At 34.9% G+C, this 12,838-nt stretch carries 8 protein-coding genes; all 8 read right to left on the bottom strand.

Annotated elements, in window-relative coordinates:
• Positions 1–14 precede the first annotated feature (14 nt).
• A complete protein-coding gene (locus tag JCM10991_RS01540; protein WP_025020344.1) occupies positions 15–356 on the bottom strand; it encodes a hypothetical protein in 342 nt (113 codons plus the stop codon).
• Positions 357–696: 340 nt separating this feature from the next.
• Positions 697–966 carry a hypothetical protein gene (locus tag JCM10991_RS01530; protein WP_023859272.1) on the bottom strand — a complete coding sequence of 90 codons (270 nt, stop codon included), beginning with the start codon at positions 964–966 and terminating at the stop codon, positions 697–699.
• Positions 967–1,292: 326 nt separating this feature from the next.
• Positions 1,293–1,787 (bottom strand): hypothetical protein, encoded by a 495-nt coding sequence (locus tag JCM10991_RS01525; RefSeq protein WP_023859273.1) that lies wholly within the window; start codon positions 1,785–1,787, stop codon positions 1,293–1,295.
• Between the two features lie 50 nt (positions 1,788–1,837).
• Positions 1,838–4,663 (bottom strand): hypothetical protein, encoded by a 2,826-nt coding sequence (locus tag JCM10991_RS01520; protein ID WP_025020343.1) that lies wholly within the window; start codon positions 4,661–4,663, stop codon positions 1,838–1,840.
• A gap of 187 nt (positions 4,664–4,850) precedes the next feature.
• Positions 4,851–5,222, bottom strand: a complete 372-nt coding sequence (locus tag JCM10991_RS01515; RefSeq protein WP_025020342.1) for a hypothetical protein — start codon at positions 5,220–5,222, stop codon at positions 4,851–4,853.
• A gap of 157 nt (positions 5,223–5,379) precedes the next feature.
• Complete coding sequence (locus JCM10991_RS01510) at positions 5,380–9,978, bottom strand: hypothetical protein (protein WP_025020341.1); 4,599 nt, start codon at positions 9,976–9,978, stop codon at positions 5,380–5,382.
• Between the two features lie 191 nt (positions 9,979–10,169).
• The gene (locus tag JCM10991_RS01505; RefSeq protein WP_025020340.1) at positions 10,170–12,194 is read right to left on the bottom strand and encodes a hypothetical protein; all 2,025 of its coding nucleotides are present in this window, start codon (positions 12,192–12,194) and stop codon (positions 10,170–10,172) included.
• A 17-nt stretch (positions 12,195–12,211) separates the two neighbouring features.
• Positions 12,212–12,781, bottom strand: a complete 570-nt coding sequence (locus JCM10991_RS01500; protein ID WP_023859278.1) for a hypothetical protein — start codon at positions 12,779–12,781, stop codon at positions 12,212–12,214.
• Positions 12,782–12,838 lie beyond the last annotated feature (57 nt).

The raw sequence follows: 12,838 nt of genomic DNA, 5'->3' as shown, positions 1-12,838 counted from the left end.
CAAACCTCACTTTCTTAATTCACATTGTTGAGAATCACCAGTTGAAAATCATTATTAAGCAAGCCTCGAAGTTCAAATAAAACAATTAATGCAATAATGAATCCTAATAAGATTAGTGATACTAAGATTGCCTGTTTAAACTTCAATCTATCAATATTGGCTTGACTCAAAATCAATCCATTATCAAACATATACTCAATTAGATACAAAACTAACATTAGGCCCACACATAAGCCCAACCATCCAGAAAAGGAAAAAACATCATTTCTCAATGAAATACCAGAACAAACTAAATCTGCAAAGCTAAATGCTGCATAAAACAATGCGCCCCAAATAGCTTTCTTCTTTCCTGCCAAATTTTCTTTTACACTATTTTTCGTGCTAAAACACCAACTTTCTAGTTGTTACTATCTTTTCTCTCTTTCCTTTTGCCAACGTACTTCTTAACCTTGTCAAAACTATCGAACAAGACATAACCATTAAAAGATTTTTTTGCTAATTCTTTTGGCCAAACCTCTTTTTTAGTGTATGTATTGTCCCTATGAATTTTGACTAAATACAACTTCTTTACTTTGCTAAACTTAGTTCTTACCCATTGAACAATTGTTAGAATTATAAGAGTTGTCATCTTTTATCGCAGAAACATCTCTTTTCTTTGCTTCTTCGCTACTTTTTTTATAAATGGTTAACATCAAACTAAATCGCCATTTCTAGCCCATTTTTGATTGTTTCACTAATTAAGCGTTTAGAGTTAGATAATTCTCGATTATCAATAACAATTCTGACTAATTTTCCAACTTTTAGAATTGTTCTATCTTCCATCTTCGTAAATAAGATTTGAATAGTATCTTCAAAATCATTCAAAATTTTGACAATAATCTTATTTTCTCTAACACTAATACTTTGCCAATCATCAAATTTCAACAATTCTCCTTTAATTGTTGCTTGCCATTCTTTTTCAGTCATATTGATTCCCTGCTTTCAATATTTAAATTGGTTGATTTTTCTAACATGATAGTCCATGTGCAAAAATACAAGCTTTATTTTTCTATCAATTAATTTTTTCACGAAACGCCTTCTTCCGCTAAAAACTCTTACCCACGAATATCGCAAATCATAGATTGCAACCAATGATAAAAGTATTAATAAAATACAGAACGATAGAACTCCAGCATTTTGCAAGTCTTTAAAAGTTAAATACGCAACTATTGCTAACACAGTAAATGCAATAAAAACAATACTTTAACTCCAACAACAAAATATTTGACAATATTTTTCATGAAACTCACATCCTAACTTAAGTTAGTAAGCTTTATCAATATCTCCAACACACAATTAAGAATAATCACAGCGGCTGTCAATAAGAAAAGACAAGCCACGACACTTAAGAAACTAAAAAAGCCAATAAACTTAAGCAGTGCTACTGAAACTATCAAAGAAAATACAATAAAGCTTAGGCTTAAAACAGTCGTTAATACGTTCATAACGCTTTTAACTTTTTCACGTATTTTACCGTCTTTGCCGTAGAAAATAGCCTTAAATAGCGGTCCTGCTTCATTAACATTGAATTCAGATACCATAACTAAGAAAAAATAAGCACATCCTAAAAATATCCCAAATTCTACTAGAACATCCGAAATGCTAAAAGCAGTATTAGGAGTAATATGAGTCAATTTCGAATAATTAGGATTTAGGATATTAACTGACAGTGTGAACAGCACAAAGCCACAAAATGTTGCAAATATTTTTTCAAACGATGTAATCGCCTCACGAATAATTTTTAACATAAAGCTCACCTTTCTAAAAAAGGGGATATTTTTTAAATATCCCCTCTAAATTATCTTGTTTGACTATTATTACTGTAATTAGAATTTGATTGTGAGGTTGTAGCATTCGATGCTGATTCTTGATTAGAATTATCTTCCTGACTTACACCACTCTCACTTGAACTTCCGTTATCTTTAGTACTCTTTTCAGATTTATCAGATTGACGGTCAGACTCTTTAGCACTATGTGAACTAGAAGCTTCAGAGTGGGATGATTGACTTACAACTTCTGTCCGCACAGGTTCACTTTTATCTGTATTACCCATAAAGTGTTCTGTAATAAACGGAATTGAAATACCAAACAAGAACGTAGCTATCATACCAACAGTTGTAAATGCCTTCGTATTACGTACTGCACGTGTTGTTTCCATATCCTTTTGTTTCATACGTTCAGTCATCGCTTGTTCTTTAGCTTGCATCTCAAGAGCTTGTTGTGTCTTAAGTTCACGCACTTTAGAATCATATTCATCAACTAACTTGCGTTTTTCATCGTCAAAGTTACGACGTAATTCATCGTATCTGTTCTCGTTAGCACGCATTGACTTAGAACTTTCATTTTCAAGCTCATTAATCTTAGCTTGTTGCTTTTTAAGTTCTTTGTCCTTTTCTTCAAGAGTCTTCATAAACTCTTCATTGCGTTTAAGTATTTCAGAGTCATATTGATCTTGAATACTCTTAATACGCTCTCTAGCTTCTGTTTCTGAACGATTAAGGGCATTATTATTATTGATAATAAGTGCTTGCTTAGATTCTTCAGTTTCAGCCAGTTTCAACTTAAGGTCTTCAACGGTCTTATCATTATCAAGCTTATCTTGAACAGTCTTTTGACGAGCAATTTCATCCTTAAGGTATTGTTCTGAAATTTCTTCAATCTCTCGACTAAATTCCGCTGATAATTCCTTTTCAACATTATAGAATTTAGAATTATATTCTTCAGAAATTCGATTAATTGTTGCTTCGTTAATTTCATCATATAATCTTGCAATTCTATCTTTACGTTCTTTGGATAATTCATCTAAATCTTTTTGCTTATTTACTTCTAAAGTATCGTCCAATTCGGCCCGCTTGCTTGATAATTTTTCTTCTAAGCCTTGACGGTGCATTGTTTCATATGATTCTTTAGCGCTAGCTGTAATTTTATCAAGATAAATTTCAAAAGCTTTGTCGTAATTTGCTTCTTCAGCCTCTTTATAAGCCGCAAATAATTTATCATTATCATCTTTCTTATCGCGATATTCTTGTTCAATTTCTGCTTTTTTACGACCAAATTCATTCTGACTCTTGGTTAAATCAGTTGCTTCTTTAATCATATTGAACCCTTGTTGCATAGAGTTCTTATACAAGCTAATAATTGACTTAATGTTGTCGTCGTGCATTTTAGCTAAACGTTGGTTAGCATCACTAATCTTAACGTTTAACAACTCGTTTAAATTATTACCAACCACTTCATCTTTAAATGGAATACTAAAAGTTTTCTTAGATAATAATGCGTCTAATTCACTAACATCTACTTCTAATTTTTCTTCCTTACCTAAATCAGCAGCAATCTTCTTTAAACGTGATGTGTAACTTGTTGCGTCTGTAGTATCAACATTAGTATTACCTAACGCAGAGTTTTGATTGTTTAACCCTTTGAATAATAAATCATCTGATAAAATGTCTTCCTCGTCATCATCTTCAACTACTGTTTCTTCTGAGGCAGCAGATTCAACATGTGTTGACAAGTTATTAACATCTTGAGCTTCTGAAGTAATATAGTTGTCCGCTAAATCAGAATTATCAATGACGGCATTATTTTCATCATTACCAAATGGCAATACATCAACTTCTTCATTGTCTAATAAAGCATCAATCTTATCATTTTCAGATAATGTATTATCAGAATCAACGACTAATCCGCTTTGATTTTCTGCATTACTATCAGTTTCGTCTTCAGTAACCAATTCAGAATCAGAATCTAAACCTAGAACTGGTACATCACCCTGATCATCTTGAATATTGAGAATAGCGTTTTTTGTAGCTTTCACAAGCTCCGTTGGCTCTTGGGCTTCCGGCACATCTAATTCTTCCGCAACTTCTTCTTCCTCTTCTTCACCTTCACTAGATGAAGATACTTCTTGTTTTGAAATTACCTCCGTAATTCCTCCATCAGTCACCGAAATATCAGCGTCAATCATGTCATGTTGATCGTTATACTTGATATTGGTCAACTTAAGTTCCGCATTTTCACTAACACTTTCTGATAACTTAGATAATTCATCATAAGTAACTCGTGATTCCAAAATATAGGCTTTAGCAGTATCTACCGCACTATCTGAAATGTTTTCTGGCAAGACAGCCCAAAAGAATCCATCTTTATATTGTCTTAATTCATCGAACTCACCAATATTTTCCAAAGCGGATTTACTTGGCACTAAAACAACGTACCCTTGTTCAATATTTGTTGGTAATGATGCCGAACGAATTAAATCCTTGGAAATTGAGTTAGTAAATTCTCCAAAGTCTCGCGGATTATCTGAACGTGTAAGTTTTGATTTTTTAAAATCTTCTTCAGATAAAGCAATGACTAAGAAACCTTTTTCCCCTTCATGTTGTTCAATGTTATTAAGCAACACATCAAACGAATTAAGCATACCCTCTTTACTGTTAGCCAAAAAATCAAGTAATGAAGAAGGCGAAATTTTCTTTAATTTCATTGAACTAATCAGTGGAAATTGAGTTCTACTTTTTTTGCGACTGTTTCTCTTCTTTTTGCGATACAAGGCTTCATTTTTGTTTTTTGATACCTTGCTATTATCGCTATCAGAGTTCTTTTTTTTCTTTCCAAATAACCCCATCAAAATAGCTCCTTTACATCAATATTTTGCATTTATACATTCTGTATTATTTACGAATATAAAAATACATATTTATATCTTGATTTTATCACAACTTTAACGTAAAAAAAACGTGTAAATATATATGTATTTAGAAAAAAACTATATAAAAAAGGCCTGACGAAAAGCCAAGCCCATTTTTTACATATTATAAGCCGACAAAGCTTAATAATGTATTGGTTGCAATCGTAGCAACAGGTGTTACAGCTTGGAATAACCCATTAACTGTATCTGTAGTTGTTCCCCCTAATGAAGTCCAACCACTTAACCCGTTGAGGTAGAACAATGCTCCAAAAATCAAGGCAACAAACCAAAGTACCCAGTGAGCACCGCCTTGTTGTTGACCCATTAAGTATCTCAAAATTGCCCACGAACCAAAGATAAAGGCAACTGCCCCAATAGCTTTAATAATAGGGTCAGCGATACTGTTAGCAACGTTACGTTGGAAGTTGTTAAAGATATCCATAGCAGCTGGGTTAGCAACAAATGAATCAAACAATAAACCGTTAATAAAGTCCAAGATAATTCCTCCTTTCTTAATCAAACCAATAGTAACAATATCCTCTCTATTGAGTGTACAATAATCTTCGTTTAAAAAACAACAAAAAAATCAATATATATTTACGATTTAATCAAAATAAAATCGAATAAAATACATATTGATTTCCTCAAAATAATTAGTTTGTATTTACGTACGCATCCATCATCAGAACTGTATTGTGAATGTTTCCAGAAGAATTCTTCAAAACAGAATTTTTAACACCGTAGGAGTGCAGTTGTTTAGCCAAACTTTGCATTTCATCCTTAATAGCATTTTTCTCTGGATTTATACCCGTCTTAATCATCTGCTCCGCTTCTGAACGAACTTTAGCGTAACGATTAAGAGTATTTCTCACATCACCAACGGATGCTTGTTTAAGTGACGATGTAGGAGTAGCAGTTCTTAAGATACCTAATTTTGGAGCATCTCGAACATCTTGGTTGATTTTTGCTGCACGTGCTAAAGCTTGTTGATTAACCAATTCTTGTTTCAACTTGGTATCGCTTGGATTATCACGAAGTTGGCTCTTAATTTGAGAAGCACGGTTAGTAGCTTGTTTAACAAAGTTATTCTTTTGTTGACGTGACATTGCAGACATATCTTTAGTTACCTTAGTGTAACCACCATTTGCCTTAGCATTTTGAACAAAAGTACCAGTCTTATTTCTATTAACAGTAACAAGATCCTTGTTACTATTTCTTGCCACTTGCTTTTGTGCTGTAACTTGACTAGCCCCGACAATATTACCATTAGCTGTTTTAAAGTTATTTGTTGCCGCAACTCGTGTATACCTTCCGTTTTCAGGGTTAACATGGAAGTTACCATGCTTAACTTGATTTTTACCGTAGGTTCTACCTTTTGCATCCACAAAATTACCGTCTCCATTTTGCTTTAATAAAGCCATCTGACGCTTCCCGTTATTATTTACCATTGCGTAAGGTTGGTTAGCCTTAACATCTGAAGCATCATAAGTTTTAGATGGATCTCTTAAATCTCTATACTGTTGTTGAACAGTTTGACCTGAAGAATCCTTAGCAACTGACGCTAATGTATTAGCTACCGGTGAAACATTAGCAACTCTAGTAAATGTACCATCAGCATTTTCACCAGATAAAGCAACTTTTTGTCCATCTTTTGTTTGGTAGAAACCATTTGCATCCTGTACTAAACTACCATCACTATTAGTCGCTAAGCTTGAAGGATTCATCTTCATTTTAGCAGTGTAACTACCGTCATCATTCTTTTCAAAACTTTCAGCAGTGTCTGCTAAGGAGCCAGACATAATTTGACCTGTATCATTGTCAACGTAATCGTTAGCTTGGTCTGTCAAATTACCATTTTGATCGTAGTATCCATTTGAAACTTGATCTGCAGAGTAGCCTTGATTATTATCATCAACATATGACATGTCTTGAACTTCTTCTCTACCATCAGCAATTTTGGCAACTGTTCTACCATTATCTCCCATAGAGATTGGAGTTTGACTATTGTCATACTCATTACCTTGCGAATCAACGTATTGACCCGTATCAGAAACTTGTCCAACAGGAACACTTTGACCCTCGGCATTTCTTGCATAATACCGCCCTGTTTCACGACCATCTACACTCTCAGGAATAACATCATCTTGAGCATAAACATTACCTTGCGCATCTCTAAACGATCCACTTTCCGTGCCGGGCTTAGGAACTACGTCGATATTTTTAAACTTATCAGCGTAAGTCTTACCATCTTTTCCTTGGTAAACATCAGTTGCAGAATATTTATTTCCACTTTCTCTGTTACCGTAAATTGAATTAGCAAGCTTTCCTGCTACTTGTTCACCAGTCATAGCATTTTGATAGCCGCCATAACCGTCAGGAACAACCTTAGATGAATGAACGGCATTACCTTGTGAATCTACAAATTCAGAAACAGCACGACCCTTATCATCAACATACCCTTCTCGGGCATTAGCACCATCATACGCATTACCGTTTTTATCAAATGCTTGTCGATCTACAAAGTCATTTGCTTGCGCATTAGCCTCGTCAGTATCTCCATAACTTGAATCTGTCACAGAAAGATTATTATTAGAATTACCATTAATTCCTTGATTAGCACTCTTTTCAAGCTGACTTTGATATTCATTGGCATTTCCCAATTCTTTCATATTATCGTCCAAGTTAGCATTATAGATACCACGTAAATCACTTGCGGTGTTAGAACCTATCAACGTATCCAAGCCCTTACCACCTGCAATTACCGCAGCTTGACCGGCCATCTTTCCTAACGCTCCCAACTTATCTCTAGCAGTTGCATCAACAAAAGAATCAGGTGCACCGCGTTTTGCCATTCGAGCACGTGTTTGATCTTTATAAACCGCTTGAGCATTTCTTAATTTACCAAGCATACCTTTTGGATTACCTAATCGATTAGTACGATTCATAGATCCACCAGTCACACCACCATCAGTAGGAGACCCACTAACAGCTCCCGGAGTACCCCCAGCTGCAGTTTGAGCACCAAAATTACCCATACCACGAGCAAGGTTATCACCTACACTACTATTTCTTCCATCCATGCCAACACCACCAAGGGCATTGTTATTTAATGGAGCGTGATTACCTGCAGTACCACCAAATGCGGCTGATTCAGTCATATTTAACATTCTAATAACTTCGTCTAGCCACTCTGTGAATAGAGATAGAATTGGCCCACGAATCTTAATTAAGAAGAAGGCAGCAAGCAATAATAGTATCCCTGATAATGAATTAACTGCAGCATAAGCAAATGTTGAAGCACCAGCATTTAACCCAATAGCTCCTACTGGCATAATTGCTGCAAATCCATCACCAGAATATGCATCTCCTGTAAAGAAGGTTGAATCAAATGATTGACCTATACCTATAAGAATTTCCGATGTAATACCATATAGCAATACAGATCCACCAACAGAAATTAAAACACCAAAGGCTTGAGTAATCATCAAACCAAAACCTTTTCCAGTACCTAAACTTCCCATAAAGAAGGAACCGAACATCTTAGGAATGCTTTCAATCAGTGCTTTAACAGTCCAATAAGCGTAACCGAACCCAAGGACCGCACCTGCAAACATGAGACCTAACATAAAGATATAATTACCAAAAGCAACGATACCACGTCCAACTAAACCAACAGAATAATGCTCATATTGGTAACCAGACCCCGAAAGCTTTGATGTATCATTATGACTCATACCAGTATTAGAAAACAGAGTTCCTAAATAATTGTAAGTACCTATTGTCGATAACCCTTTATATCCTTCAGGACTTTCTGTAGAATCAAAAGTGACTGTCATACCCTTAGCATTTTGACCGTCATTTGCAGATAAATGTCCATTAGCATTGTAATTAATTTTGTCATTCTTACCTATTAAGGCTTTCTTTAAGTCTTCTAAAATTTTTTCAGGTTTATCATCTTCCTTAGCGTAATTAGCAATATAACTATTTTGTACTGCCGCTGCATAATTAGAAGCTGAATATCTATCATTAGTCATCCATGACATAATCATGTTTGTTGCTTTATCATCAGCAGTGTGAGTTTCATTTGCAGATAAAGAGTCTTTGAACGTTCCTCCATTCGTATATGGTGAAGCTGAATCAATTCCCGCACCTTTTGAATTAATTAAAGCAACTGACGAGTGCGTGATAGTAGGAACCGAGCCTGTTGCAGTTGATGTTGAAAAGGAACCTTTTAAACCTGAAGGCAACTGCAATCTAGAATTAGTTACCCATCCTTTAAAGTCAACTAAATTCGTATAAACCGCATACTCAGGGACATTTGTTCCGATTCCACCTTGTGAATTTTCCATTGAACTCTGAATTGACCCAATCATTAAACTATATAACGTTAGCATAACAACTGGCAAAGCAATCATTGTAAAGACACGTTTCAACAAATGCCAAAAGGCACTAAAGAGTCCAATACCTATTCCTCGACCCATAGGAGGCCCCGGTTGATCGGAAACACGCATACCGACAAGCGCTAGTACTACCGCACCTGCAAAACAAACAAATGCACCTACCATACCTAAGGATACGAACGCGTCATAAATTTCCTTTACTTTTCCAGCAACAGTTTGGAAAACTCCTCCAGAACTTGCACCGTTTGCGCCATTAACAATCCAGTCAAGAGGATTAAAGTAACCTAAAACTTTTACAACCCATTCAAAAGTAGTTGATACAAGTGAAGATATTAGGTAAACAACCAGTATAATACCGCCGAATAAAAAGCGTCCAATAAGACCAATACTATTTGACGTATCACCTCTTGAAATAGAATGATCTATACCTGTTTTATACAACACATATCCGTAAGTTGCGGCAAAATAGCGAGCTTTATTCATAAAACGTGCCGTAGCATTACCACCGCTACCACTACCATTATTACGTAAGGTTGAATATGAGACAGAATAATCCGTCATATTACTCATACCCCAGAAAACAGACTTAGCACCCATATAGCCCCAAACATCACCAACGTTAGTGTTTTGTTTAATAGCCTCTTTTTGTTCTTTATCTGTTTTCTCACCTAACTCCTGAGCGGCATCATTAAAAGCACCAGCTACATCTTTTTGAGAACTTCCACCACTATCACTGTCTTCTTCCTTGTCCTCATCATCTTTCTTATCGTCTTTGTCTTTATCGTCTTTGTCCTTTTCATCGTCTTTTTTCTCTTCAGTTGGCGGATCAGCATGAACTATATATTCACTCATAAGCGGTCCCCCGCAAAAAAGCGTAATTAGAAACGAAGCCATTAGGACATACAAAAATTTTCTGACGCTTTTTTTCAAGAAAATCCCTCCTTCCATTTTTTCATGATAATACATTTATCAACGTCCATTAAACTATATATATTGGCTGTAATTATCATAACGGTCAATAACTCACCAAATTTTTAGCCATCTTACAAGATTAAATCAAGTTTAAACAACACTTTTTCTCTATCCCTTGACAAGTAATACAATAAATCATCTTTTGAAATCAAACTATTTTCCAATGCGGAAGGAATAGTCGCTTTCATCGTTTCCTTATACGCTTCAAGTTCATCAGATGACATAGCAGAAAATAACGTATAATCTGCTGATGTTAAATCATTAAAGTCTTTATCGTTAATTGCACTCATAACATTGTCATAAAGATAAGCAATTCGTACATCTCTTCTTGTTAATTTTTGAAGATTATCTTTGACAAACTCTTTTACTTCAGGAGCAAGTTGATCTACACCATGAATAATAACAACATCACCACGATGAAGATTTTGAGTTGCATAACCTAACGTGTTAATAAACTGCGCCATAGCAATCCCTCTACCACGTTCTGAAATACTTGCAAAATCGTAAATAACTTGCGGAATTGTTTGAGCATTATCAACTACTGAAGATGTATGCTTATCGAAAATATCACCATTTTCTTCTTTCATACGATCCACAACCCCTTGAATTTTTTCAAGAGATTTAATAGCTTGTTGATTACCTTGCTTTTGATAAATAGTAAAAATTGTAGAAAGATATAAACTAAAATCAGAAAGTAAAGGATATTCATTATGCGGCAAGCCCACCAAAGAAATTGTATCAATATTTTCCTTTGCATTAGGTTTCCATAATCCCTTATCTTCCATGAATTCCTTCAAAAGTTGAGTAAAATACTTATTCAAGTCAACATCATTTAATGACGGAGACATTTCTTTAAACATCAACCGTAATTTTTCAGTCAAAGTAGGATAAACATTTAATTTATCTTCTTCACGACCAAAAGCTTCAAATGGATTTATTGCACCTTTACCCATATTTATATTTGAAGTATGTTTTGATAAATCAGCTCCAATTTTTCTCTTACCAATGTCTTCAATATCTGTATTGTTCAAAATAAAATGAACAACACGGTGATTTTGAATCATAGCATCTTCTGCAATTTTAACGCCCCACAAACTAATTGATCGTAAGTGATCTCCAAATACTTCTGTACTATATGAACCTGTCCTTGGGCCAAATTTACTTGCAACAACGATATTCCTGGACCAATCATCAACATCCATTAACATAGCAGGATTATTGAAGTCCCCTTCTGAAACACCAACGTACTTCCCCGTTATATCGTCAATACCTTTAGACATTAAGTAATATCCACCAGCTAATTCTTGGCTAGTGTACATTTTCTTTTCATGACCTATTTGCGCATCAGCTGACTTCAGAAGATTTTCAAAATCATCTTTCTGCTGTCCTTCAAAGACTTCTACTGTTAGACCTCTAAAATTATTTTTTAAACGCAATTTATATTGTTCACGAGCGGAATCTAACGTTTCAACATCTGGAGCCTTTAATAGAATCTTATATTCTGAACCGTGGTACTGCCCCCCTCGCAAATCTTCGTTGATTTGATGCATATCTTGTACTTGGAAAGCAATATCCTGATTACTAGGGTCATTTACTTTACGTTCACCGTATGCTTGTCTTACAGCCGCATCTGCTTTAACTTCATTATCTTTAGTCCATTTTTCCGTTTTAGTCGAAATAGGTTGTATAAGTCTAGCAGTTACATTTTGGCCCAACCCTCTTGGTAGCATTCTCGTAACCCAAAACGGAGGTAACTGTCTATCAGCATTTTTAGTTGGAACAATAGTCAATATTTGAGCAACGCCATCACCAACTTCAAAATAATCACTATGAAAGGTAAAACCCTTTTTAGGAGAAATTTGTTTTAAATAAGAATCAGCAACTAAGCCAGATTTTTGGCGTTGCTTTTTTTCCTCCGCATTTTTATTCCATGCCATAAAGAGCTTATTACTCTTTATCAAGCCACGACTTGTTTGACTCTTTCCTTTTCCGATTTTATCAATTTTACTAACAGACTGAACAGACTGCCTATCAGTAGTTTGTTGACTATCAACCGGCTGTTTTTTCTTTTTAAAGAACTTTTTGAAAAAAAACAAATATAACACTCCTTTTCTTAATTATTTGGCTTGAAACCTAAATAAGTGTTCCCTTTATAAGTTTGAATTGCTAATTTGCCTTTCACCTTATAACGGACGCCATTCTTACTCATCGTTGAAAAGCTAATGGTCTTCCCTGAATCCAAACTTTCCAATTCTGCCTTTGAAAAAATATGCGTACCATAACTAACCTTGTAGCTCATTTCCTGACCTTCAAAATTAACTTTATGCTTGCCTAGCATCTTTTTAAATTGATTCGTATTGATAGGATAGTATTTTTCTACAGCATCAAACAATTCTTGTCTCGTCCATTGTTCTCTCGTAGCAAGTAGACGAATAAACGGTTTAATCACTTCAACTTCATCTGCATTGCTTTGCAAGCTTTTTACTCGTCTAGCAAAAGCAAAAGCTTCTTTCTTGTTAAGATCCGCAATATCTTTATCGTTATAGGTGACCCCTATTTGAGCAAAAGCGTGATTAATATTCATCCCTGCATTCACATATTTTTCACGCACTTCCATTTGTTCTGATAACAGTTGCTTTTTATGATTTTGTTTTACCCGCTCCAATTCTTCTTTGTAAGCCATTTAAAAAACCTCCTTCCATCAATAAAAACAATTTCAAAATTCAAAATTTGTTTTAAG

Source organism: Ligilactobacillus equi DSM 15833 = JCM 10991, from assembly GCF_000615765.1.
In the GTDB taxonomy this organism is placed as follows: Bacteria; Bacillota; Bacilli; order Lactobacillales; family Lactobacillaceae; genus Ligilactobacillus; species Ligilactobacillus equi.
The sequence above is the reverse complement of the archived record's forward strand: the minus strand, read 5'-3'. Positions and strand labels throughout refer to the sequence as shown.

Bases quoted from the DNA above. Each gene is read 5' to 3' on its own strand.
- JCM10991_RS01530 (WP_023859272.1), bottom strand. From the start codon at position 966: ATGACTGAAAAAGAATGGCAAGCAACAATTAAAGGAGAATTGTTGAAA.
- JCM10991_RS01525 (WP_023859273.1), bottom strand. From the start codon at position 1,787: ATGTTAAAAATTATTCGTGAGGCGATTACATCGTTTGAAAAAATATTT.
- JCM10991_RS01520 (WP_025020343.1), bottom strand. From the start codon at position 4,663: ATGGGGTTATTTGGAAAGAAAAAAAAGAACTCTGATAGCGATAATAGC.
- JCM10991_RS01510 (WP_025020341.1), bottom strand. From the start codon at position 9,978: ATGAGTGAATATATAGTTCATGCTGATCCGCCAACTGAAGAGAAAAAA.
- JCM10991_RS01500 (WP_023859278.1), bottom strand. From the start codon at position 12,781: ATGGCTTACAAAGAAGAATTGGAGCGGGTAAAACAAAATCATAAAAAG.